This window comes from Mangrovicella endophytica, from assembly GCF_002893625.1.
Classification (GTDB): domain Bacteria; phylum Pseudomonadota; class Alphaproteobacteria; order Rhizobiales; family Rhizobiaceae; genus Mangrovicella; species Mangrovicella endophytica.
Genome location: NZ_PKMZ01000005.1, coordinates 233933 through 258918 on the forward strand (window position 1 = coordinate 233933; position 24986 = coordinate 258918).

Annotated in this window: 20 protein-coding genes; 15 read left to right on the forward strand and 5 right to left on the reverse strand. The window is 66.4% G+C overall.

The window, feature by feature from the left end; translation table 11 throughout:
• Positions 1–35 precede the first annotated feature (35 nt).
• The 14 genes from C0R46_RS13895 to C0R46_RS13960 all read left to right on the forward strand — a co-directional run bounded on the left by C0R46_RS13895 (position 36) and on the right by C0R46_RS13960 (position 13911).
• Positions 36–1178 (forward strand): ABC transporter ATP-binding protein, encoded by a 1143-nt coding sequence (locus C0R46_RS13895; RefSeq protein WP_102960233.1) that lies wholly within the window; start codon positions 36–38, stop codon positions 1176–1178.
• A 14-nt stretch (positions 1179–1192) separates the two neighbouring features.
• The gene (locus C0R46_RS13900; RefSeq protein ID WP_102960234.1) at positions 1193–3250 is read left to right on the forward strand and encodes a hydantoinase/oxoprolinase family protein; all 2058 of its coding nucleotides are present in this window, start codon (positions 1193–1195) and stop codon (positions 3248–3250) included.
• Positions 3247–5226 (forward strand): hydantoinase B/oxoprolinase family protein, encoded by a 1980-nt coding sequence (locus C0R46_RS13905; RefSeq protein WP_102960235.1) that lies wholly within the window; start codon positions 3247–3249, stop codon positions 5224–5226. Before C0R46_RS13900 ends, C0R46_RS13905 begins: the two co-directional genes overlap by 4 nt.
• A gap of 42 nt (positions 5227–5268) precedes the next feature.
• Complete coding sequence (locus C0R46_RS13910; RefSeq protein WP_102960236.1) at positions 5269–6318, forward strand: extracellular solute-binding protein; 1050 nt, start codon at positions 5269–5271, stop codon at positions 6316–6318.
• 66 nt (positions 6319–6384) lie between these two features.
• Positions 6385–7254, forward strand: a complete 870-nt coding sequence (locus C0R46_RS13915; RefSeq protein ID WP_102960237.1) for an ABC transporter permease — start codon at positions 6385–6387, stop codon at positions 7252–7254.
• A gap of 3 nt (positions 7255–7257) precedes the next feature.
• On the forward strand, positions 7258–8064 hold the full coding sequence (locus tag C0R46_RS13920; protein ID WP_102960238.1) for an ABC transporter permease: 807 nt from the start codon (positions 7258–7260) through the stop codon (positions 8062–8064).
• Complete coding sequence (locus C0R46_RS13925) at positions 8064–8714, forward strand: VOC family protein (protein WP_245413588.1); 651 nt, start codon at positions 8064–8066, stop codon at positions 8712–8714. Before C0R46_RS13920 ends, C0R46_RS13925 begins: the two co-directional genes overlap by 1 nt.
• Entirely contained in the window at positions 8711–10000 is a 1290-nt protein-coding gene (locus C0R46_RS13930) for an NAD(P)/FAD-dependent oxidoreductase (RefSeq protein WP_102960240.1), read from the forward strand. The genes C0R46_RS13925 and C0R46_RS13930 overlap by 4 nt, the downstream gene beginning before the upstream one ends.
• A gap of 38 nt (positions 10001–10038) precedes the next feature.
• A complete protein-coding gene (locus C0R46_RS13935) occupies positions 10039–10716 on the forward strand; it encodes a DUF1028 domain-containing protein (RefSeq protein WP_102960241.1) in 678 nt (225 codons plus the stop codon).
• Between the two features lie 204 nt (positions 10717–10920).
• Positions 10921–11250 carry an ArsR/SmtB family transcription factor gene (locus C0R46_RS13940; protein ID WP_102960242.1) on the forward strand — a complete coding sequence of 110 codons (330 nt, stop codon included), beginning with the start codon at positions 10921–10923 and terminating at the stop codon, positions 11248–11250.
• The gene (locus C0R46_RS13945) at positions 11247–11714 is read left to right on the forward strand and encodes an SRPBCC family protein (RefSeq protein ID WP_102960243.1); all 468 of its coding nucleotides are present in this window, start codon (positions 11247–11249) and stop codon (positions 11712–11714) included. Before C0R46_RS13940 ends, C0R46_RS13945 begins: the two co-directional genes overlap by 4 nt.
• A 31-nt stretch (positions 11715–11745) precedes the next feature.
• Positions 11746–12159, forward strand: coding sequence for a GFA family protein (locus C0R46_RS13950; protein ID WP_102960244.1), 414 nt, complete (start codon positions 11746–11748; stop codon positions 12157–12159).
• Positions 12160–12390: 231 nt separating this feature from the next.
• Positions 12391–13170 (forward strand): Crp/Fnr family transcriptional regulator, encoded by a 780-nt coding sequence (locus tag C0R46_RS13955; RefSeq protein WP_102960245.1) that lies wholly within the window; start codon positions 12391–12393, stop codon positions 13168–13170.
• A gap of 75 nt (positions 13171–13245) precedes the next feature.
• Positions 13246–13911, forward strand: a complete 666-nt coding sequence (locus C0R46_RS13960; protein ID WP_198598333.1) for an HWE histidine kinase domain-containing protein — start codon at positions 13246–13248, stop codon at positions 13909–13911.
• A gap of 12 nt (positions 13912–13923) precedes the next feature.
• On the opposite strand, the gene C0R46_RS13965 is transcribed toward C0R46_RS13960, so the two are convergent.
• From C0R46_RS13965 to C0R46_RS13985, 5 genes are read right to left on the reverse strand one after another with little or no spacing between them, the layout of a single operon-like run.
• Positions 13924–16917 carry a hybrid sensor histidine kinase/response regulator gene (locus tag C0R46_RS13965; RefSeq protein WP_102960247.1) on the reverse strand — a complete coding sequence of 998 codons (2994 nt, stop codon included), beginning with the start codon at positions 16915–16917 and terminating at the stop codon, positions 13924–13926.
• 10 nt (positions 16918–16927) lie between these two features.
• Positions 16928–17875, reverse strand: coding sequence for a response regulator (locus C0R46_RS13970; protein ID WP_245413582.1), 948 nt, complete (start codon positions 17873–17875; stop codon positions 16928–16930).
• A 1-nt stretch (position 17876) separates the two neighbouring features.
• Positions 17877–19223 (reverse strand): HlyD family type I secretion periplasmic adaptor subunit, encoded by a 1347-nt coding sequence (locus tag C0R46_RS13975; protein ID WP_102960248.1) that lies wholly within the window; start codon positions 19221–19223, stop codon positions 17877–17879.
• Positions 19220–21499: a peptidase domain-containing ABC transporter gene (locus tag C0R46_RS13980; protein ID WP_102960249.1), complete on the reverse strand. Its 2280-nt coding sequence runs from the start codon at positions 21497–21499 to the stop codon at positions 19220–19222. The genes C0R46_RS13975 and C0R46_RS13980 overlap by 4 nt, the downstream gene beginning before the upstream one ends.
• Positions 21496–23187: an ATP-binding cassette domain-containing protein gene (locus tag C0R46_RS13985; RefSeq protein WP_102960250.1), complete on the reverse strand. Its 1692-nt coding sequence runs from the start codon at positions 23185–23187 to the stop codon at positions 21496–21498. The genes C0R46_RS13980 and C0R46_RS13985 overlap by 4 nt, the downstream gene beginning before the upstream one ends.
• Positions 23188–23222: 35 nt before the next feature.
• On the opposite strand from C0R46_RS13985, the gene C0R46_RS20810 reads away from it, so the two are divergent.
• Entirely contained in the window at positions 23223–24401 is a 1179-nt protein-coding gene (locus tag C0R46_RS20810; protein ID WP_157944650.1) for a hypothetical protein, read from the forward strand.
• Positions 24402–24986: the final 585 nt, after the last annotated feature.

The window sequence follows — 24986 nt, forward strand, 5'->3', positions numbered from 1 at the left end:
GCTACAATCAGCCGAAACGGAAGCTGCATTCGCGCATGATCTCAACAACCGCTCACAATGGCGTCGACGCTCCGAGACCCGCCCGAGCCGGGCCTGCGTCCGACCTCGTGCTGAGCGGCGTCAGCAAGTCCTACGGCTCCAGCGTGGCCGTGCGACACCTCGACCTGTCGATCGAGGCAGGCCATCTGGTGGCGCTGCTCGGGCCCTCGGGCTGCGGCAAGACGACGACGCTGCGCATCGTTGCCGGCTTCGAGACGCCGGATACGGGCGAGGTGCGGATCGGCGGCGTCGACGTCATCGATCTGCCGCCGCATCGCCGCAGCCTCGGCATGGTGTTCCAGAACTACAGCCTATTTCCCCACCGCACGGTCGCCGAGAATATCGGCTTCGGCCTGCGCATGGCCGGCGTCGGCCGCGCCGAACGGGATGCTCGTATTCAGTCCATGCTCGACCTGATCAAGCTGGAAGGGCGCGGCGACACCTATCCGAGCCAGCTGTCCGGCGGCCAGCAGCAGCGCGTGGCGCTGGCCCGCTCGCTGGTGGTCAACCCGAAGGTGCTGCTGCTCGACGAGCCGCTGGGCGCGCTCGACCGCTCGCTGCGCGAAAGCATGCAGTTCGAGATCCGCGCCATGCAGCAGCGGCTCGGCATCACGACCCTTCTCGTCACACACGACCAGGAGGAGGCGCTGTCGATGGCCGACCGCGTCGCGGTGATGAATGCCGGCCGCATACTGCAGGTGGGCGCGCCGTCGGAGATCTACGACCGGCCGCAGACGCGCTTCGTCGCGGAGTTCCTCGGCACGTCCAACATCCTCGAAGGCCGCGCCTCCAGCGATGGTCGTGCGCTGGTGGTGCCCGCCGCGGCCGGCGGCGAGATTGTCGTGCCCCTCGGCGAGCCGAGAACGCCCGGCGAGGCGCTGACGATCTCGGTGCGCCCTGAGCGCATTGCCCTCGGCACCGAGCGCCAACCGTCCGTTGTCAACATCGAGGGCCGCGTCACCGGCGCGATCTTCCGCGGCACCTATGCGGCCTATCAGGTCGAGGCGCCGGGGCTTGGGCGGGAACTGTTCGTTTACCGGCAGGCCGACGGGCCTCTCGGCTCCGTCGCGTTCCGGCTCGGCGAAAGCGTCGTCCTCAGCTGGACGCCGCAGGACGTCGTGGTTGTGGCCAGCGAGTAGGAAGTAGCATCGTCATGAAAGAAAGCGGCGCCCGGATCGGCATCGACGTCGGCGGTACCTTCACCGACTTCGTGCTGTCGGATCCCCGAGATGGCAGCCTCGTCTACTACAAGGAGCCGTCGACCCCGGATGAGCCGTCGCGCGCCCTGATCGAGGGGCTGCGTGCGCTGTTGGCGAAGGCGGACCTCAAGGCCAGCGACGTCGGCGCGCTGATGCACGGCACGACGATCGGCCTCAACGCCATCATTCAGCGTCGCGGCGCCACCATTGCGCTCGTCGTCAGCGAAGGCTTCCGGGACATCCTGGAGATCGCCCGCAGCCGGATGCCGTCCTCATTCGACTTCCATGCCGCCAAGGAGGAGCCGCTCGTCCCGCGCTTTCGCGTCGTAGAGATCGCGGCGCGTTTCGCCTCGAACGGATCGGCGACATCGACGCCGGACGCCGGCGAGATCGAGCGCGTCGCAGCCGAACTGAAGGCGATGGGCGTCGATGCGGCGGCGCTGGTGCTGCTCAATGGCTATGCGGCGCCAGAGACCGAAATATCCATCGCGGAAAAGCTGTCGGCAGCATCGGGCGGCCTGTCGATCACCTCGGCCGCGGCGATCTGGCCGGAGATCCGGGAGTATGAGCGGGCGCTGGTCGCCTGCCTCAACGCCTATATCCAGCCGCTGATGCATCGCTACTTCGCCGAGCTCGATCGCGGGCTGAAGGCGGACGGCGTCACAGCGCCGATCCTCGTCACCGCGTCGAACGGCGGCTCGCTCAGCCTTGCCTCGGCCGCCGAACGCCCTGTCGACACGATCCTGTCCGGGCCGGCCTCCGGCGTCATGGCGGCGGCGCGGCTGGCCGCCGGTGCCGGTGTCGGCGGCATCATCACCTTCGACATGGGCGGCACCTCGTCCGACATCGCGGTCGCCAGTTCCGGCAAACCCGAGCTTGCAACCCGCACGGATATCGGCGGTCTGCCGCTGGTGTTGCCGGTCGTTGACGTCTCAGCGATCGGGGCCGGCGGCGGCTCCATCGTCTGGGTCGACGACCACGGCGTCCTGAAGGTCGGGCCGCAGAGCGCCGGCGCCTCACCGGGCCCCGTCTCCTATGGGCGCGGCGGCACAGAGCCGGCCGTGACCGACTGCTATCTTGCGCTCGGCTTCATCGATCCGGCCGGCTTCCTCGGTGGCCGGATGAAGCTCGATGCGGCCGCAGCCTCGCAGGCACTCGGCGCCATTGGTGCGCGCATCGGCATCACCGGTGTGGATATCGCGGCAAAGGCTGCGGAAGGGGCTCTGGCGGTGACCACCGCCGGCATGGCCACTGAGCTCTACAAGTCGCTGGCCTCACGCGGCCTCGACCCCGCCAGCTTCGCGCTGGTGCCGTTCGGCGGAGCCGGGCCGACGCAGGCCAATCTCCTGGCGGAAGAGGCCGGCATCGGCCGCGTCGTCATCCCGCCGGCCGCCGGCACCTTCTGTGCGCTTGGCGCCGCCGCCGCAGATCTGAGGCGCGACTTCGTGCGCAGCATCCGTCGGCCGCTGAGTGCAGAGACGATCGGTGCGCTGGGCACGATCTTCGCGGCGCTTTCCGCCGAGGGCAGCCAGTGGCTCGACGCCGAGGGCGAGATGAGCGAGGCGCGCCGCCAGGAGCGCGCGGCCGACATGCGCTATGCCGGCCAGGCCTACGAGCTGCGGGTCGTGCTCGACGACGGCGAGCTCGCCATGGAACGCGTCGCCGAGGCGTTCCACCGGGAGCACGAGCGCATTTACGGTTTCCGTGATCCGGATGCCGAGATCGAGATCGGCACGGTGCGCCTCGCCGTCATCGGCGTCACGGCGGATCTGGCGCAATCCGATATCCCGGTCGGGCAGGGGGTGCCGCAGCAGAAGTCCAAGCGGCCGCTGTTTCGCGGTGGCGCCTGGCTCGATGCCGCCGTCTACGATCGCACCGCGCTCGGCGCCGGCGACCGCCTGAGCGGCCCTGCAATCATCGAGCAGGAGGACACGACGACCATCGTCCTGCCGGGCTGGTCGGCGCATGTCGACCGCACCGGCAACCTGCATCTGGAACGAGGCGCGGCATGAAGCTCGATCCCGTCACTCTCGCCATCCTCGGCAACAAGCTCGCCGCCATCAGCGAAGAGATGTGCCTGACGCTGCAGCGCACCGGGCGCACGCTCTACGTCAAGGAAACGGCCGACTTCGCCTGCGCGCTCGCCGGTCTCGACGGCCGCTTCTTCGCCTATCCGCGCTCGATCGGCGTTTCCGGCTTCGTCGGGCTCGAATGCGCGCCGGCCATCGCGGCGGTCGGCGAGCTCGAGCCGGGCGACGTGATCCTCACCAACGATCCCTACCGCTCTGAAGGGTTGGCGACGCATCTGCCCGACCTTCACATGATCGAGCCCTATTTTCATGAGGGCCGCATCGTCGCCTATGGCTGGTGCTTCGTGCACTGTTCCGACGTCGGCGGGCGCGTGCCCTCCAGCATCTCGCCGCTGAACACCGAGATCTATCAGGAAGGCCTGCGCATCCCGCCGGTCAAGCTGATGAAGCGGGGCGAGATGTCGCCGGAGGTCCGGCTCTTCCTCGACGCCAACAGCCGCACGCCGGACGCCAATATGGGCGACATCCGCGCCATGCTGGCGGCGCTGACGGCCGGCCGCCGGCGCCTGGAGCAGACGATCGCCCAGCACGGCAGCGATACTGTCGTCACCGCGTCGGAAGATCTCGTCGCCTATGCAACGGCGAAGGCGCGGGACGTCATCGCCCGCGTGCCGAACGGCACCTACGCCTTCGACGACTATCTTGACGACGATGCGGCGACGCGCCTGCCGGTACGGGTGGCGCTGGCGGCGACCTTCGAGGATGGCACGGTGCATCTCGATTTCACCGGCACTGACCCGCAGGTGGCGACCGCGATGAACGTGCCCTCGCGCGGCCGGCCGCATGCCTGGCTGACCCTGCGCGTGCTCGCCCTCGTCAGCACGCTGGACCCGACGGCGCCGCTCAATGTCGGGCTGCTCGGGCCGGTTCGCATCACCGCGCCGAAGGGCTCGCTGGTGAACCCGGAGGAGCCGGCGGCCACCGGCGTGCGCCATGCCGCCGCGATCCGCGTCAACGATGTCCTCAACGGTGCGTTCGGGCGGGCGCTGCCGCAGGTGATGCCGGCCGCCTCGTCGGGCACCGTCATTCCCGTCGTCATGGCCGAGCCGGACGGGCGCGGCGGACGGCGCGTCCAGGTGGTCGAGCCGATGATCGGCGGCACCGGCGCTCGCTCCGGGCGCGACGGCGTCGACGGCCGCGACAGCGGCATCTCCAATCTTGCCAACAATCCGGTCGAGACCGTCGAGGCCGAGATGGGCGTCGAGATCCTGCGCTACGCCCTGCGCCCCGACTCCGGCGGCGCCGGCGAGTGGCGCGGCGGCTGCGGCATGGAACTGACCTTCCGCGTTCTCACCGACGGCACCAACGTCCTCGGCCGCGGCATGGAGCGGCTGCTCTTCCGCCCCTGGGGGTCGAACGGCGGCAAGCCGGGACGGCCGGCGGAGCTGATCGTCAATCGCGGCACGCCCGCCGAGCGGCGGCTCGGCAAGATCGACGTCCTCGAGGTCAATGCCGGCGACACCGTCACCTTCCTGACGCCGGGCGCCGGCGGCTGGGGTGACCCGACCCGGCGCGACCCGGAGGCGGTCGCACGCGACGTGAAGAACGGTTTCGTGACGGGCGAGGGCGCTGCCGCCGAATACGGCGTCGTGATCACGAATGGCACGGTGGATGTCCCCGCGACCGAACGCGCACGGCAGGCCATGGCCAGCAGCAACAGCGCGATCCAGTCGGGGCCGGAGCGGGAAGCCTGGGACAGCGTCTTCGCGCGCGACGGCATGGATCGCCTGAACCGCGCTCTCGTCACGCTTCCCACCTCGATCCGGCAGCGGCGCCGGCGCGAAATCTTCGCCAGCGTGCTCGATGATCTCCCGCCGGAGTTCCCGCGCGGGAGCCTCAGTGAGGACGCGCTTCAAGCAGCCCGCCGCCGTTTCGACACGGCGCTTGGGACACTCTGACTTCTCCAGCAGCCCACCTCAGTCCCTCAAGGAGACAGGCCGATGCGAAATTTGACGAGACGTAGCATTCTGGGCGCCGGCACCGTGATGGGCGCCGGGCTTCTGACCGGCGGCTTCCCGCGCTTCGCCGGCGCCCAGGCCAAGGAAATCACCGTCACCGCTTTCGGCGGCGTCTGGGAGGAGGCGGTGCGCACCTGCTTCGTCGCGCCCTTTGAGCAGAAGACCGGCGCCAAGGCCAATGTCTCGCTCGGCGGCCCGCCGCAGTGGCTGGCGCAGGTCGAGGCCGATCCGCAGGACCCTCCGGTCGACGTGCTGATCATGACTCCGGATCTGGCGCTCTCGGCCGCGAAGGCCGATCTCGTCGACGATTTCACGGTCGCCAACCTGCCGAACCTTGCCAAGACGCCGCAGGAGCTGACGGACTCCGTTGCCGGCAAGGGCACCATCTTCGACTACGGCGTCGGCGGCATCACGTTCAACAAGGAAACGGTTTCGCAGCCGCCGAAGTCCTTCCATGAGTTCGTCGACCGCGTGTCCAAGGGCGAGTTCGTCGCCTCTGTGCCGTCGATCAGCTACGCCGTGACCCCGATCATGCTGATCTGGGCGATGGCCAAGGCGCTTGGCGGTGGCGTCGACAATGTCGATCCGTTCTTCGAAGCCATGGCGAAGATGAAGGACAATCTCGTCTTCTGGGGCGCCCCGAACGACTTCTTCAATCAGATGAGCTCCGGTGAAGCCGACGTCGGCATCTATTTCGACGGCCGGACCTGGAATCACTACGACAGCGGCGCGACCTGGATCGACTTCCTCAATCCGGAAGAGGGCGGCTCGCTGAACGGCGTCGCGGTGCAGAAGCCGAAGAATGCCGACCCGCTGGCCTGGACCTACATCAACGAGATCCTGGATGCCCGCAACCAGGAGAAGTTTGCCGACATCATGAACTACGGCGTGACCAACACGGACGTGAAGTACAGCGAGAAGCTGAACGGCCGCATCACGCCCTGGCAGAAGACGGCGTTCCCGCCCTACGAGGAGATCGCCAAGGTCCGCAACGACTGGGTCGATCGCTGGAACCGCGAGATCGGCCGCTAGGCCGATGACTCGGCGGCGGATGCCGAGAGGTGTCCGCCGCCTTCGATCCTCGACGGAGGCGCTGACATGACCGAGTTCACTCTCCCGATTGCGCCACGCCGGCGGGCGCGTCCGCTCGCCATGCGCTCCGTCTACCTGATCGCGCCGGCGGCACTGTTCCTTTTGTTCTTCTTCGTTCTGCCGCTCGCCGACAACGCGATGAGGAGCTTCGTCGACGAAGCGACGGGCGCCTTTACGCTGGCCCGCTACGCCGCCCTGCTCACCGATCCGTTCTACCTCAGGATCATGGGCGAGACGGTGCTCCTGTCGGCCGGCGTGACCGTGATCTCGCTGATCATCGGCTACCCCGTCGCCTATTTCCTGGTGCGCAAGGCCGGACGGTGGTCGGCCCTGGTGATCTTCCTCCTGATCGCGCCGCTGCTGACCTCGATCATCATGCGCACCTTCGGCTGGCAGGTCCTCTTCGCGCGCAAGGGGCTCGTCAACAACCTCCTGGTGAACCAGCTCGGCCTTCTCGAGCAGCCGCTTCGCCTCACCAACTCCGTCGAGATCACCATCGCGGCGCTGGTGCACGTCCTGGTGCCGTTGATGGTGCTGTCGATCACCTCGGTTCTGCAGGGCATTGACCGGCGCCTGGAGGAGTCGGCCCAGATCCTCGGCGCGAACCGCCTGCGCACCTTCTGGGAGGTGACGCTGCCATTGTCGCTTGACGGCATCGGCACCGGCGCGATCCTCGTCTTCATGATTGCCAACGGCTCGTTCGTCACGCTGGTCCTGCTCGGCGGCGGCCTGCAGACGCTGCCCTTGATGATCTACCAGCAGTTCAACACGACGCGCGATTTCGGCATGGCCAGCGCGATGAGCATGATCCTACTCGTCATCGCCATCGCCTGCCTGTGGCTGCAGTTGCGCATCGTGCGCCGCAGGGGAGCCTGAGCCATGCGCCGCAACCAGTCGAGCCTGCCGGACGTGGCGCTCCTCGCCTTCGTCGTCCTGTTCTTCGTCTTCATGCTGGCGCCGATCCTCGTCGTGGTGGTCGTCTCCTTCACCTCCGCCGGCTTCGTCGCGTTCCCCATTCCGGGCTGGTCGACGAAGTGGTTTGCCCGCATCTTCGAGTACCGGCCGTTCATTGACGCCCTGATCGTCAGCATCGAGGTGGCGATCGGCGCGACGCTGCTTTCCTGCCTGCTCGGCGTGCCGGCCTGCCTGTATTTGGCGCGCTCTCGCGCCAAATGGGCGAATGCGGTGATGACCTTCCTCTTGTCGCCGCTCTCGATGCCGATGATCGTCATCGGTTTCGCCTCTTTGTTCTTCCTCTCGGCGATCGGCATCGGCGTCTCCTTCACCGCACTGCTGATCGCCCATACGGTGGTCTGCCTGCCTTACGTCCTGCGCACCGTCGCGGGGGTCTATGCCGGCCTGCCGCGCTCCTATGAGGAGGCTGCGGCGATCCTCGGCGCCAGCCCACTGGCGGTGTTCTGGCATGTGACGCTGCCGCTGATCCGGCCGGGCATCATGGCCGGCTCGCTGTTCTCCTTCCTGACCTCCTTCGACAACCTGCCGATCAGCTACTTCTTCGGCAGCGCCGACACGAACACGCTGCCGGTGGTGATGCTGAGCTATCTCGAGCATCAGTTCGACCCGTCGGTCGCGGCGCTGAGCACGCTGCAGCTTCTGCTCGCCGTCATCGCGCTGATCGTCGTCGACCGCATCTACGGCATCGACAGGATGACGGTCTCCTCGTGATGATGCGCCTGGCGCTCGATCATGTGGTGCTGCTCGTCGCCGATCTGGGTGCCGCCGGTGCAGGTTTCGAAGCCGCCGGCTTCACCGTCACGCCGACGACGCATCACAGTTCGGAAATGGGCACGGCCAATTGCTGCGTGATGCTGGAGGGCCGCTACATCGAGCTCCTCTCCGTCGTCGCGAACACGCCTGCCAATGCCGGCTGGCGCGCCTTGATGGCAGCCGGCGGTGGTCTGCGCGGCGTCGCCCTGCAGTCCGATGACCTCAATCAGACGTCCGCGGAACTCTCGCTGAAGGGTATCGCGGCGGAGACGCCGCGCAGCTTTTCGCGGGCGACCGGCGAGGGCGAGCTGAGATTCTCCGTGATGCGAGTGGACCGGATGGAAACGCCGGGCCTGCAGGTGCTCTATTGCCATCATCATACGTCGGAGCTCGTCTGGCGCCCGCAATGGTGTCGCCATGCCAATGGCGCTCAAAGCCTCGAAGCCGTCGAGACAGCGGCTGCGCCGGCGCTGCAGCGCTTCGCGGGCGGCGAGGGGATCGGCCTGACAGCCGGGACGGTGGACCGGCTGCGGATCGTCGGCAATCAGAACACCTGCCACGACCTGCGGGCGAGCTGCGGCGTCATGGTGGATCTGGTGGCGCCATGACCAGCTGGCCGTCCGATGCACCGTCCAGCCTGTGGCGGCAGCTGTCAGCTGAGAGCTTCGATGCCGAGCCGCTGACGCGCGAGATCGCCTGCGATGTCGCCGTCGTCGGCGGGGGCATCTCAGGCCTTGCCACGGCGATCGAGCTGGCGCGGCGGGGCAAGTCCGTCGCGCTTCTGGAAGCGGCCCGGATCGGCGCCGGCGCCTCCGGCCGCGCCAACGGACAGGTCATCCCGGCGCTGACGCGGCATGGCCCGAACGCCATTCGCGCCCTGTGGCCGGGCGAATCCGGCGAGCGCTTCCTGCGCATGGTTGCCGGCGGTGCCGACGTCCTGTTCGGTCTCGTCGAGCGCTACGGCATCGACTGCGATGCACGGCGGACCGGCTGGCTGCAGCCGGCCCATACCCCGGGGCGCGCGAAACGCGTAGCTGCTCTCGCGAGCCAATGGGCGGCGGTCGGAGCGCCGACCAGCGCGCTCTCCGCCGCTGAAATGCGGCAGCACACGGGTGCCGAGGGTTACCAAGGCGGCTGGCGCCATGCCGGCGGCGGCCACATCAATCCGTATGCCTTCACGCTGGGCCTTGCCCGCGGCGCGTCGGATGAGGGGGTTGCCGTCTTCGAGCACAGCCCGGCTCTGTCGCTGCGACGCGATACCTTCGGATGGCGGGTGCAAACACCATCCGGCACGGTGCGGGCCGCCCATGTCGTTCTCGCGACCGCCGCCCATACCGGCACCCTTTGGCCGGAGCTGCGGCGCAGCATCGTGCCGGTCACCTCCTATCAGGCGGCAACGGAACCGCTGGGTGCGGCAGCCGAAGCCATCCTGCCTTTCGACGAGGCGCTGTCCGACACGCGGATGGACCTGCGGTACCTGCGCAAGGATCGGGACGGGCGCATCGTCTCCGGCGGCGCGCTGACCATCCAGGCCGGAGCCGAACGTCGCCTGCCTCAGCTGGTCCAAAGCCGGCTGCAGGCGATGTTCCCGGCGCTGCCGAGTGGTCCGATGCCGCATGTCTGGGGCGGGCGTATCGCCATGACGGTGGACCGCCTGCCGCGCCTCCATCGCCGCCCGGACGGGCTGTCGGCCTGGATCGGCTGCAACGGCCGGGGTCTGGCGCTGTGCTGCGCCATGGCCGCGGTGATGGCGGATGCCGTGGAAGGACGCCCCGATGCCGAGCTGGCGCTTCCGCCGAGCGCGCCTCGGGCCGTGCCGCTTCACCCGCTGGCCGTCCGCAGCGCCCGGCTGATCCTGCCCTGGTACCGGCTGAAGGACCGCCGCGAGATCTAGGACGAACGTCCTTTCCGAACGACCACAGGAGTATCCCCGTGACCTTTTCCATCGCCGCTCTCGATCGCGCGTCCGGCATGTTTGGCATTGCCGTGGCAAGCTCCAGCATCGCGGTCGGCAATCGCTGCTCCTGGGCGCGTGCCGGCGTCGGCGCGGTGGCGACGCAGCACCGCACCGACATCCGGTCCGGGCCGCTCGGGCTCGACCTCCTGGCGCAGGGCTTCAGCGCTGGCGAGGTCGTCGACATCCTCGTCGCCGGCAGCGAGCATCCGGACCTTCGCCAGTTCGCGGTGGTGGATCGCGACGGCCGGACCGCCTTCTTCAACGGGCCGAAGATCGAGTCGATCAACACGACCTTCGAGGGTGATGCCTGTGTCGCCTGCGGCAATTTCCTGGCAAACGAAGGCGTGCCCGAGGCAATGGTCCGCGGCTACGCGGGCTCCAGTGCCACGATCTTCGCCGAGCGCCTCCTCGACGGCCTCGACGCCGGCGTTGCGGCCGGCGGCGAGACGCAGATCGCCATGGCCGCGGCACTTCTGATCGTCGATCGGCAGGCTTGGCCGCTCGTCGACCTGCGCGTCGATTTCGAGCGCGATCCGGAGATCAAGCTGCGCGCCCTGTGGGGCTCCTACAAGCCGCTCGTCGAGCGCTTCGTGACGCAGGTCCTGCGTCCGGCCGAGCTGAAGCCGCTGATCAACTCCGCCCTGACGGTCTGACTGCCTGACAGGGTGCGGATCGCGCGCTGCCCCGGCTAAGGCCACCGCCTTACCCCCCGCGCGCAGTCCCGTCTGTCTGGGGATCTGCGCCCTTGATCGCGCCTGCGGCAATCGCAGGACAGGTTCGGCTTCTCCGGAACCTGTCCTGTCACCGCTATATGAATTAGCATTGACTAATTCATCAGTGCAGACTAACGTTTCAGAATGACGCAAGCTCACGTCCTCGACGCTGTCATGCGAACACTCGCCGATCCCACCCGGCGGGCGGTATTCGAGCGGATCGTCCACACGGATGAGATCAGCGTCGCCGAGCTGACCAAGGGCAGCGGCGTGACGCAGTCGGCGGTCTCGCAGCATCTGCGGTCGCTGAAACAGGCGGGGCTGGTGTTGGATCGCTCGCAAGGTCGCAACGTCTTTTACCGCGCCGATCCGGCGGGCCTTGCGCCGCTGTTCGACTGGATGAGCCATTACGACGTGTTCTGGCGCTCCCGCCTCACTGACCTCCGCGCGCTCCTGAAGGACATCGATCCATGACGCCGATCGCGACTGCCGCTGATACAAACGACATCGTCCTCGACGAGATCGTGCCGCATCCGCCCGCGGTCGTCTGGCGAGCACTGACCACTGGGGATCTCATCGCCCGCTGGCTGATGCCGCCGACTGGATTTGCACCGGTCGAAGGCTGCCGCTTCACCTTCCGCACCAATCCCGCCGGAGCCTGGGACGGCACGATCCGCTGCGAGGTTCTGGAGGTGGTTGAGAACCAGCGGTTCGCCTTCAGCTGGAAGGGTGGCGACGCCGGCAACATCGGCTACGGCTCGCGGCTCGATACAGTCGTCACATGGACCCTGACGCCGAGCGAGGCTGGTACGCACCTCCGGCTCGTCCACTCCGGCTTTGCGCTGCCGGACAATGAAGTCGCGCTGAAGAACATGGGAGAAGGCTGGAGAAGGGTCGTGCCGCGGCTGAAGTCGGTCGCCGACGAGGAGCCGTCGTAATGTCTGCCGCTCCAGCCGAGGGATTGACGCCATGAGCCGGCCATTCACCGGCGGCTGCGCCTGCGGCGCTGTTCGCTACACGGTTTCTGCCGAGCCCGTCGCCATGGGCCACTGCCAGTGTCGACAGTGTCAGCGCGACAGCGGCACCGGCCACGCGTCGCATCTGACATTTGCGGGCGCTGCGGTCGCGGTCGAGGGACGCGCCAGCGAGTGGGAGGTTGCCGGCGACGGCGGCACGGTCAAGCGTGGCGCCTTCTGCCCGAACTGCGGATCGCCCCTCTACATCACGCTTCCAGCCATGCCGGATTATTTCATCCTCTATGCCGGCAGCCTCGATGAACCCGAGCGATATCGTCCGCAGATGGTGCTTTGGAGCATCGCGGCGCCAAGCTGGGATCGTGTCGATCGTGGCTTGCCGGCGTTTGACCGGATGCCGGCCGGTTGATCTCGGGGTACCCGCTGGACAACAGTGGGTTAGCTTGTGAGCGAGTGCGCAAGCGGCCGGAAGAGGCGCCTGGTCTTGCCGCGATGCCAGCGCGTGACAGGCGCACGCTGGCACGCGGCCGACAATGCACTAGGAATGTTTGTGCCGAGGGTCAGACGAGCCTCTGCGACTAAACATAGATGAATTCCTGCCGTTGCTGCTTTGGCTATCCCTCGTTCAACGGGAGGGCGGATGGGACAGGCAAGCGATACCGGTGCAGCGTCTATGCTGATGCGGCACCTCGGCAATTTCATGGACGTGACGGAGCGCGAAAGCGAAGCGATCGCCGCAGCGCTGGCTGGTCCCGTACTGGCAGCAGGCGCCCGCACCGACCTGATGACGGAAGGCGAGGCTCCGCGGGCGGTTCTTCTGATCGTCTCCGGCTGGGCCTGCCGCTACAAGATGCTGGAGGACGGGCGGCGCCAGATCGTCGCGATCCTCCTCCCCGGCGACTTGTGTGATCTCAACAACGGCGTCCTCGCGCAGATGGATCACTCCATCGGGACACTGACGCCGGTGCGTTATGTCGAAATCTCCAGCGAGGTGCTGCAGCGGCTCGCCGCAGATCACCCCAAGATCGGGCAGGGGCTCTGGTGGCAGCTGTTGGTGAACGTTGCGATCCAGCGGGAATGGACGGTCAATGTCGGCCGGCGCAGCGCGGTGGAGCGGATCGGCTGCCTGTTCTGCGAGCTTCTTCTGAGACTGCAGGCCGTCGGTCTCGCCGGGGAGGACGGCTATCCGTTTCCGCTGACGCAGACCGAGCTTGCCGAGGCGACCGGACTGACATCCGTCCATGTGAACCGCACGCTGCAGACGATGCGAAACTCGGGACTGATCCGTTTGGCTGACCGTACCCTGTCGATCCCAGATCTCACCGCACTCCAGGATATCGCCCTGTTTTCTCCAGATTATCTGCATCTGAACGAGAAGGAGCGGCGTTCAGGTAAAGGTGTCACCAGATTAGGCACGTAGATGGCCGACGATCATCATGAGATCGCAGCCCTGCAGCAGGCGCTTGCAGAGGCGGAGCGGCAACGAGACGCGGCCTTGGCCGAGATCGTCGCCCTACGGGAGAAGGAGAGGGTCGAGCGCCATGAGGAGCGGCATCGTCTGCGCAACATGCTCTCGGTTCTCCGCGCCGTTGCGCGACAGACCGGAGAGGATGTCCAGACGATCGAGGAATATGGCGGTGTGCTGGACGGCCGCCTGTCCTCCTACCTGCGCGTGCAGGCCGCCGTCATGCCCGACTGGTCCAGGGGCATCGATCTCGCGATGCTCCTGTCCGACGAACTCCTCCGGTTCGGATTGAAGGAGGGGGATCAGGCTCGTCTCAGTGGGCCGGCCATCCGATTGACAAGCCGCGCCGCGGGCCTGCTGGCGCTTGCCTTCCACGAGCTTGCCTCCGCTGCGATCCTATCGAGTCACCTCGACATGGAAGGCGGTGGACTCGAGGTCCGGTGGGGTACGGATTACGAGGAAGGGAATGAGGCCCTTGTAATTGAATGGGTCGAGACAAATCCTGCCGGCGGCGATGTCACTGCATCGCAGTCGCGCTGGGCCGCCTGGATAGAGGAAGCCATCGCGCATCAGCTCTCAGGACGGATGGCAAGGAGCGTCACCCCGTCAAGCTGCTTGGCGCGCTTGATCCTGCCGGCCGCCGTCATGATCACGAACGGCCATCTTGAGCTTGCTCAGGCAGAACAGGAGCCGTAGAGCCCCTCCGCCTCAGGCGGAGCGCGCCATCTGGCCCTCCTGCATCAGCCGGTCGATACCCTCGATAGTGAGTTGGAAGATGCGGTCCATATGGATGCGGAGGGCCTGCAACTCCTTGGTCTGTGCCGCGCCGTCCGTGCGGGCGCGCTTCTCGAAGTCCTCTGCCAAGCTGGCAAGACCCATCGCGCCGAGGATGCGGCTGGAGCTCTTGATCGTGTGAGCCGGCATCACCGCTTCGTCGATGCGGTCGAATTCGAGGGCCTCCCGGATGAGCCGGAGATACTCGGCCGTATCCGTCCTGTAGAGCGACACCAGCGTGTCGAACCGGGTCATCGCCGCCCGTGTCTGCTTGAAGGCGATCACGTCGATCAACGGGATCTTCGGACGCTCCGTGGCCGGCGGGACGAGGTTTGCCTGCAGCGGGACCGCCGCAGCCTGAGGGATGGCCGCGGCCGGCTGCGTCACCGGCAGGCTGATGGAAGGCAAGGCGGAAGGAGGAGTACTCATCGTGGTTGACCTCTGCTGATCATTGTTGGCGGCACGGCGCGGTGCCCGCTTGGGTGCGGCCACCGCCGGCGCCTTGAGAAGGGAGACGAGAACCTCTTCGAGATGGCTGACGCTCATCGGCTTGGTGACGAAGGCATCCATACCGGCTTCCAGGCACTTCTCGCGGTCGCCTTTCAGGGCATTGGCCGTGACGGCGATGATGGGTACGCGCCGCACGATCTTGTCTTCCATCAGCCGGCGGATCGCCCCCGTAGCCTGGTAGCCGTCCATGATCGGCATCTGGCAGTCCATGAAGATGACGTCGTAATCGCCATCCTGCGCTGCATCGACTGCCTTGGCGCCGTTCGTCGCCGTCGAAACGGTGAAGCCGAGGCCCTGCAGCACCTCTTCGCCAAACAGGAGGTTGACGTTGTTGTCGTCGACGAGAAGAGCCTTCATCCCGTTGTAGGGCAAGAGATCCGGCGCCTCCGCGCCAATGCTCTCGTCCGCCATGGCATTGCTGTCCCGCGATCCGACGAGACGACGGATGCTGTCGGCAAGAACCCGGCTATCGAACGGCTTCACCACCGCCTGATCGAACTCGTTGTAGCGCATGTTGACCTGCTGGCTGCCGAGAATGATGGTCGGCAGGCCGGCCAGGCCCGGGCGGGCATGCACGAGGCACTGCACAGCGAGTGCTGCGTTGATGTGCTTGCCCTGGTCGGTCACCAGCAGGTCGAACGGGCCCGAGGCGGCCTGCGCCTTCTCGATCGCTTCGGCGAAGTTGCCGGTCGGACGGAATGTCACGCAGTGGATCTGGCGAGCGCCCAGACCGCGGTCGAGGATCTCGGCCAGCGACGACGAGCAGGTGACGAGCGCCACGTGCAGTGGCGCCAGCGGCGTCTCGGACGCTGGTTCGACGACCTTCATGGCCAGGCTGAAGGAGAAGGTCGAGCCCTTACCCTCCTCGCTGGAAACCCTGATCTCGCCGCCCATCAGCTCGCAGATCTCCTTGCAGATCGCGAGTCCGAGTCCGGTGCCGCCATAGAGACGGGTGGTGCTTTCCTCGGCCTGGCTGAAGCGCGAGAAGAGCTTGGCGATGTTCTGCGCCGCGATGCCGATGCCGGTGTCCTTGACCGCAAAGTCGACGACGCAGTGCTGCGTCTCCTCGTCGAAGGCGAGCACCTTAACGGTCACCGTCACCTCGCCGTCGCGCGTGAACTTCAGCGCGTTGCCGAGAAGATTGCCGATGATCTGCCGCAGCCGGGTGGGATCGACCTCGACCTGCTCGGGTAGCGTCGGATCGACGTCGAGCAGAAGCTCGATACCTTTGTTCTGCGCCCCTGCCGAGTAGAACGAGACGATGTCCCCGATCAGCGACGGCAGACGCGTCCGGACGGGATCGATGGCCAGCTGCCGGCTCTCGATCTTGGAGATGTCGAGGATGTCGTTGAGGATGGCGAGCAGCATGCTGCCGGAGGACTTGATCTGATCGGCGTAGCGCCGCTGCGCCTCTGTCAGCTCGGTGCGGCCGAGAAGCTCGGCCATGCCGAGGACGCCGTTCAGCGGCGTACGGATCTCATGGCTCATATTGGCGAGGAAGATCGACTTCGCCTCGCTACTCCGACGCGAGTCGGCAAGAGCCGCGATAAGCTCTGCCTCGGATCGATGACGCAGACGCTGATAGAAGAAGACGAGGGCGCCTGACATCAGAGCAATCGCGAGCAGGCCGCCCAGCATGACGAAGAGCGCGCTCATGCGTTCGTAGCTCTTCCGGACGTCGACCATCATGTCGAGGTTGCGGGTCACGGGCACGCTGATCGTGGTCGGTGCAGGACGGATGATCCGGTCGAGGACGCTGTAACTGTGATCGAAATCCCAGATGACTCCCTCTTTGCCCGTCTGGAAGCGGACTTCCTCAAGGTGGCCGCGGATCACCTGCTCGGCCGATTCCTGCACCACGCCCTTGAGGTCCATGACCGCGTATACGACGTTGAAGTCGCCTGAAGCGGTGGAGGTGCGGAGCGCCTGCACCATGACGGCCCGCCCATCGGAGATGGAGTGAAACAGATGCGGCCAGTCCGATGGCGTCACCGTAACGACCAGCCCCTCCGTCTCCTTCAGGAATGCGACGAACCGCTGCAGCTCATCGCGCCGTGAGGTGTCGAACGAGGTGGATTTGCCGACGAGGCCGTGCACCAGCCCCGGCTCTCCGGATTTGAAGTAGCCGAGCTCGACGACATGAGGCGACTTGCGGATCGAGATCTTCAGCTTGGCCGGGATTTCCTCCTCGGCGCCGCTGGCGATGAAGGCGGCGGCATCCTTGATCCGCACGATGACCGTGTCCGCCTGCAGCCTGATGGCCCCTTGGTAGAGCTTCAACTCCTGTTGGAACTGCTCGTCATGGCGACGGAGAACCATCGCCGTATACCAGGTGATCATGATGCCCGTGATCAGAAGTGTCACGGCCAACAGGATCGTGGGCAGTGCGTTCCGGACCTTGTCTCCAGCGATCTTCATGTGACACTCCTCACCACTTCACGCGTGGCTGGCTGGCGACGAAGCCCACAACCTGGTTGCCGGTCTGATCGAAGGTCAATCGATCGAAGGAGAAGTTGGCCGCGCGCGAGATGCCGCGGCCGCAGGCAGCCGCCGAGCGGCTGGGATCGGTGGTCAGGAAGCTGCGCCAGTCGAAGCCGGGACCATCGTCCTTGACGCTGACATAGATGCCGTCGTCGCGCCGCATGGCCGTTGCCTCGACCCAGCTGTTGGCGAAGCGGGGATCGCGCGAGCGCTCGGCGAGCGCTTGCTGCCAGAGGCCCTCCTTCAGAAGGCGCGACTTCTCATCGAAGCCGAAGCGCAGGACACCGTGTTCGACGCCGTTCTGGACGAGCTCGTAGATGCCCTGGATGGTGCGGTCCGGATCGTCCTGCATGCTGGCCAGCATGCTGACCGCAGGCTCGACCTCCTCCGGCATCCGCAGCCTGAACTTCATGACCTGCATGGTCTTGAAGGCCGACTGATGGCCCTTGAGGTCGGCGCGCAGCTTGCTCTGGCGCGACACTTCCTGCAGCGCGGAGCTGAGCACGGACGCCACCAGCTTCTCGGCCGGCGGCTTGGTCAGATAGTAGAAGGCACCCGCCTCGATGCCGGCGCTGACGTCGTCCGGCTCCGAAGCACCGGTCAGGATGATCACCGGGATGTGCTTGGTTTCGCGTTCGCGCTTCAGCCGCCGCGTCAGGCCGAGCCCGTCAAGGATCGGCATCATCCGGTCCGTCATCACGACGTCGGCACGCGAGGGATCCTCGCGCATCAATGCGAAAGCCTCGGCGCCATTGACCGCGGTGGTGACGTCGTAGCCCAGCTTCATCAGCTGGTCTTCCATCGCCAGAAGGCCGGCCCGGTCGTCGTCGACCAGAAGGACCGAGGGCTTGGCGCCAGCCGTGCCCGAGAGAGTGCGCAGAGGGACGTTCATCATCTCAGCGCTCCTCGAAGGCCGTGTCCAGAGCCTTGCGGATCGGACTGAGGAAGTAGGCGAGTACCGACTTGCTGCCGGTGATGATGTCGGCCGACACGGCCATGCCCGGCATCAGCTTGGCAGCCGGCGCAAAGGGCAGGCGCTCGTTGTCGAAGTCGATCCGCACGGTATAGAAGGGCTGCTCGCGCTCCGAGCCGAAGGAGGACGGCGAGATCTCCGCGACATGTCCGTCGAGCCAGCCGAAGCGGGTGAAGTCGAAGGCGGTGACCTTCACATGCGCGGGCATCCCGACCTCGATATAGCCGATCTGGCTGACGGCAATGCGGGTCTCGGCATGCAGCGGCTCGTCGGTCGGCACGATCGTCGCCAGGACCTGGCCAGAACCGACGATGCCGCCGAGTGTGGTCACCTCCACGGACTTGACGATGCCGCGCACCGGCGCCTTGACGGTGAGCCGGTCCTGCCGGCGCTGCTTCTTGTCGAGGTCGCCGCCAATGATCGTCAGTGATCCCCGCAGCTCCTGGACCTGGGCGGCCACGGTGAATTTCGAGCTGGTGAGGAAGGCGTTCAGCCGCTGCTGGGTCTGGTTGAGATTCTCGACCGCCGCGTTCTTCTTCTCCTTCAGAAGCAGGATCTGGTTCTCGACGTCCTGCTGCACCTTACGACGTTCGGCGAGCTGCGTGGCCGTCGCATAGCCCTTCGAAATCAGCGTCTCGATACGGGCGAAATTGCTGGCGGCGAAGGCGCGGTCGTTCTCCAGCCCCTTCATCTGGATGTCGTAGGTCGAGATGAGGAGGCGCGCCTGCTGGATCTCACCCTCGAAGAGCTGCTGCTGGCTGTCCTGCGCATCACGACGCGCCTGATAGGCGAGTTCGGAGTCCTTGGCGGCCTGGCTCGGTGCCAGTGCGGCGAAGTTGGCGTCGCGCCCTTCCGCGAGCGCCTCCAGCCCTTCCATCTGCGCCGAGAGACTGGACTGCTGGCGATTGACGACGTCGAGATCCTGGGCGGTGCCGGCATCGTCGAGAATGAACAACGGCGCTCCCTGCTCCACGAGATCGCCGGGATGCACGAGGATGCTCTTCACGATGCCGCCCTCGTAATGCTGGACGACACGCTCGAACCCCTCCGGGACGATCATTCCACCCGCCTGCGAGACCTCATGCACATCGGCGAGCGCGGCCCAGACGATGAAGCCGAAGATGCCGATCGCGGTGATCGTGCTGGCGCGCCTGATGAAGATCTGCGGGGCGGTCTCGTCCACCAGCACCGGATGCGAGAGTGTCGCGGTTTCGACACTCGGCGGCAGCCATCTAGCGAGCGAAGGATTGCTCAGCGTGACGAGACTCATGATGCTCTCGCAAGAAGACTCTCCGCCGTTGAGACAACAGGAACCTTGCCATACCGAAGAGCCACGACCCGATCGGCAAGTTTCAAGAAATCCGAACGATGGGATACAAAGAATGTCGTATAGAGGTTTCGGTTGGATTGAATGATATTGATCATCAACTCACCTACTTCTCCATCCAACAATGCGTTCGGTATCTCATCTACCAGAAAGAGCTTACTCTCGATTAAAAGTGCCTGGGCTATGGCGAATTTGAATTGAAATTCCGCGGAGAACTCCGTGTCCGTGACGTTGCCGCAACGGTGATCCAGTCCGCCTGGAAGCGCATCGATCGCAGCAGTCAGACCGGTGCGGGCGAGGACGGCGCGGATCTGGCCGTCGCTGGCCAGCGGATTGCTGAAGAGCAGATTGTCCCGCAACGTCCCGGGGAACAGCTTCGGATTTTGCGGGACATAGGCGATGCGCCGGCGCAACTCCTCCTGCGGCAGCTGGCGCAGATCGATGCCGTCGATCCGGATCGTGCCGATGGCGAGGTCGCTGAGCCCCTGCAGCAGCTTGAGGGTGGTCGTCTTGCCCGTGCCGTTGGCCCCGGTGATGGCGATCACCGCGCCGGGATCGACCTCGAGCTCAAGGCCAACATAGACGATGCGGGTATCGGCCGTGCGGAAGCCGGCATTGATGAAGCTGACGCTGCCGCCGAGGCCCTTGATCTGGGTGTATTCGCGCTGCTCGTCGCGTTCCGGCGGAACATCCATCAGGGCGTTGAGCTGGTCGATGCTGTTGCGGAACTGCTCCACACGCTGAACCGACAGGCAAAGGATGTGTGAGGGCATCATCGCCCGCTGCCCGAGGATGGTGATGGCAAGCAGGCCGCCCGTGCCGATCTCGCCTGCCCAGACGGCCTTCGCGCCCGCCGCAAGGAGCAGGATCGTGCTGACCGTCAGCACGAAGGACGACAGCGCCTCGCCGGCAGCGCCGATGAGGCGCTGCGAGATATAGGCTTTCTGCTGGCGCCGTGCGCCCCGGATCATGCGGTCTGACCAGAGATCCTGCAGGCCGGCCTGCCGGATCGCATCGCGCTTCTCGAAGGTCTCGATGGTGATGCGCTGCATCTCCGTCGATTCGTCGGCGGCGATGCTGGTCATCACCTTCGCCTTGCGGCGGAGGAGGACGAGCAGCCCGAAATGCGTGGCAATGGCCAGGAGCGGCACGACAACCAGCGTGCCGCCAATCCAGCCGATCACCACCAGCGAGATGAGGCTGGCCGGCGCCTCCAGGAGCGAGGTGAAGGCAGGACCGGTGATGAAGTCGCGAATGTTCTCGAAGGTGCGCAGCCGCGCGGCCTGGTCACTGACCGCAGCGCGCTCGGAGATGGATGGGCGCAGGCGCAGGATGCGTTCGAAGGAGGCGCTGGTGACGAGGAATTCCAGGCGGTTAGCGATCCAGGCAACGGCATTGGCGCGATGGGCCAGGAGTAGCGCCTCGAAGACGACAATCAGCACCATGCCGATGATCAGGGCGGGCAGGGGCCCCAGCGTGCCCAGGCTGATCACGTTCGAGTAGATCTGGATGGTGAAGAGCGGCAGCATCACGCTGACCGCCGCGATCGCCATGCTGGTGATCAGAAGCCCGGTGCCGACGGCACTGAACTTGGTGAGAAGGGCGCGGAACCAACGGTAGCCGGTATGGCTGCGCTGGACCAGCGACAGGGGATGGGCTTCGTTGTTGGGCGCAAAGCTCCAGGAGGCGCCGCGGCCGAGGGCGCGCAGCGAGGCGACGTCCTCCACGCTGCCGTCCGCACGCATCAGCTTCAGCATGCGCGTATCGACGGCGCGGAACAGGATCACCGCCTCGCCCCGCCGCGGCTGGAACAGCAGCGGGTGGTCGTCTGGGGAGAAGCGGGCATAGCCCTGCGTGGGCGTGGCATGGATGCCGAGGCGCCCGAGCGCGCCAACGAGCGCGTGACTATCGAAGGCGCCGGTGTCGACAGGGAGGGCCGCGATCAGCTGCCGCAGCGGAAAATTGGTGCCCGACAGCACGCAGACGGTGCAGAAGAGCCGCTCCAGGCCGGATGGCTCGGCGCGGCCGAGACTGCGGCGCAGAACGGCGTCGAGCCGCTCCACGGAGGCGCGCAGCTGCAGCACCCAGGCCGTCTCGCCCCCAGGTGCCGGGGCAGCCCCGGCCGGCCGCTCGGCTGGCGTCCTGCCGGTGGCCACAGCCTCGGTGCCGGTGATCTCGACGGCAAGCGGAGCGATCGCGCGAAGAGCCGAGCCGGTCATATCTTGAGGTCCCGGTAGGAGGTGCGGCTTTGCACGGCGAAGCCGTCGACGGGGCGCAGGCCCGTGCGATCCAGCATCACCCGCTTGGTGGCGAAGCTCAGCAGATTGGCATCGTCCGAGGCGATGACGAAGGTCGCCTGACCGTGGATCTTGCCGATGAAGCGGTGGAGCTTGGCATAGCCTTCGCGGTCGAGGCCTCGATCGGCATTGTCGAGAAGGATGAGCTTGGGCCGCGTCGCCACCGCCCGCAGGATGGCGAGCTGCTGGCAGAGGCCGGGCGGGATCGTTTCGCTGGCTGAGCCCGCAAGCTCGGTGTCGAGGCCGTTCGGCAGCTCTTTGATCAGGGCGTCGATCTCGAGCACGGCGGCAACGTCCATCGCCTCGTCGACGCTGACCTCGCCGAAACGCGTGATGTTGTCGCGGATGGTGCCGCGAAACAGGATGCCGGCGGTTGGAACATAGCCGACGCAGCGATTGAGCAGCTTCTGCGGATAGTGCGTCGGCGGCGTGCCGTTGAGGCGGATCTCGCCGGCCGCCGGCTTGTGGACGCCGGCGAGCAGCTGGAGGAACAGGGAGTTGGCCCGCTCGGACGGGCCGGAGAGGGCGACGATCTCGCCCGGCTGCAGCGAGAGGCCGACATCCTCGAAGAGGAGGGAGCCCTTCGGGTCGCGGAAGGCCAGGCCATCGGCCGAGAGGCGGCCTTCGTTGACGATGTCCAGCGTCTCGACGGGCTCGGCGATGCGGGGCTGGGCCAGCACGGCGTCGAGCTTGACCTGCGCGGCCTCGATGTCGCGCATCTGCACGAGGATGAAGATGGCGCGCTGCAGTGGCGCGGTGACGCGGCCGCTGAGGAGCACGAGCGCCGAGACGCCGCCCATGGTCGTATGCCCGTAGCCGACGCTGATGGCGCCGAAGGTGAGCATCGCGGCCGTGAGGATCTGGCTGGCGATCGGCGTGCTGTTGAGGAGGCGCCCGGTGACGATGGCGAGTTCGTGATTGTCGGCGGCGATGCGCGACTGGAAGGACTCGAAGCGGCGCAGGATGTGATCCTCGATGCCCATCGACTTGATGGCATGCATGCCGCTCAGCATCGCAAACAGGAAATCGTAGCGCGCCTCGCTGTCGGCCGTGTTCCGGTCGACGAGGCGCTTCATCTCGGTGGCGTCCCGCAGCGTCAGTGCGGCGAAGGCGGCAAGCCCCAACAGGACGAACAGGCCGGCCATCCAGGAGATGATGAAGATCACCCCGACGATCAGCGGCAGGAACATGAGTTCCACGACGCTGACCACGATCTGACCGTTGTATTTCTCCTTCAGCTGCTGGATCGCGCCGAGATATTCGACGCTGCGGGAGGAGGCTAGATGCCCGTCCGCAGGCTCGCTGGCCAAGACATGGGTGAGAAGCCGGTAGGTCATCAGCCCGGCGAAGTTGGCGCCGCTGCGGGTGAGGACGATCATCCGCCCGTATCGCAGCAGCCCTTCCATCGCGCCGAGCATCGCCACCCCGATCACCAGGACCGTCAGGGTGGCGCTTTGCGGATTGGGAATGATGCGCCCGAAGATCTGCGACCCTGCGATCGGGATCGTCAGGCCGAGGACGTTGAGGGCAAGCGTCATGACAAGAAGCGCCCCGGTGGGGCGCTTCCAGGCTTCGATGTTCCAGATCAGCGGATCGGCACGTGTGTTCATGCGCTACAACTTAGAGATGGAACCCTCCCCCAAGCTTGACCAGCGTGTTCGACAGCGATGTCGTCGTGCTTGTCAGGCTCGAGGTGGTCGTGTGCACCGTCGGGGTGCTTGTGAGCGCTGACGTCGTGCCGGATAGCAGCGAGGTCGTGCCCGTCAGCGTCGAAGCGGTGCTGGTGAGGGTGGGCGTGGTGCTGGTCAGCATCGACGTTGAACTGGTCAGCGACGGCGACGTGCTCAGAAGCGTCGAAGTGCTGCTGGTGAGCGTCGGTGCCGTGCTGGTCAGCGCCGAGGTCGATCCGGTGAGGAGCGACGAGGTGGTGCTTGTGAGCGGCGATGTGGTGGTGGTTGGCGTCGTGCTGGTCAGCGCCGATGTCGTTCCAGTGAGGAGCGATGAGGTGCTGCTTGTGAGCGGCGAGGTGGTGGTGGTTGGCGTCGTGCTTGTCAGCGACGAGGTCGTTCCGGTGAGGAGCGACGAGGTGCTGCTTGTGAGCGGCGACGTGATGGTGGTTGGCGTCGTGCTGGTCAGCGCCGATGTCGTTCCGGTGAGGAGCGACGAGGTGGTGCTTGTGAGCGGCGACGTGGTGGTGATTGGCGTCGTGCTTGTCAGCGCCGACGTCGTTCCGGTGAGGAGCGACGAGGTGCTGCTTGTGAGTGGCGCGGTGGTGGTGATTGGCGTCGTGCTCGTCAGCGCCGATGTCGTTCCGGTGAGGAGCGACGAGGTGGTGCTTGTGAGCGGCGCGGTGGTGGTGATTGGCGTCGTGCTTGTCAGCGCCGATGTCGTATCCGTCAGGAGCGATGAGGTGGTGCTTGTGAGCGGCGCGGTGGTGGTGATTGGCGTCGTGCTGGTCAGCGCCGATGTCGTATCCGTCAGGAGCGACGAGGTGCTGCTCGTGAGCGGCGATGTGGTGGTGGTCGGCACCGTGCCCGTCAGCGACGACGTCGTGCCGGACAGGAGAGAGGATGTGCCGGTCAGCGCCGAGCTTGTCGGGGCGAGGATCGGCGAGGCCAGAGGCGTCGTGATCGCCGCCGTCGACTCCAGTGCGGCCGAGCTGGCGTCGGCCAGCGACATCGACGGCACAAGGATGGGGTCGCTCGTCTGCGTCAGGAGGTCGTGCAGCGACGCCTCGCTCGACAGCGATAGACCTGCTGTCGGGCTGGTCGTCGACAGGCCGAGATCCACCCCGTTCTGGAGGACGGGCATGCTGCCGAGGTGAAGGTCCGTCATGATGGCGTGGTCCAGCGAATTGATGGCGGCGAGAACACCGTCCATCGCGCTGTCCGCGCCTGTCACAACAGTGCCCATCGTGGCGTCGATCGGCGCCGTCAGCGTACCCACTGGATCGCTGGCGATATCGGTCAGGCCGGTCGTGCCCGTTCCGATGGCCGCCGCGCCGCCTAGCGACCCTGCGGTATCGAGCAGGCCACCGACTGTGCCGGTGGTGGCACCAGCGACGCCAGAGGTGTCGACACCGAGATCCAGGTCGATGTCACCGACGAGGCTTTCCACGGGATCGAGGCTGACGCCGGCGCCGACGCCATCCACCACCGGCAGGCCGGTGTTGAGGCCGACGGTGAGGTCGGTGTCGCCGGGCGCCGAAGCACCGCCGCCGAGGAGACCGCCGGCCGTGTCCGTAACTCCGCCGACAATGCTGCCGACGGTGCCGGCTGCTGCACCGAGTGTGTCTCCCGCTGCGTCGATGACGCCGCCGACGGTGTGGGTGACGGCGCCAACCGCAGCGGGCACGTCCGCACCGATGCCAAGGTCGATGTCGCCGACGAGGCTTTCCACCGGATCGAGC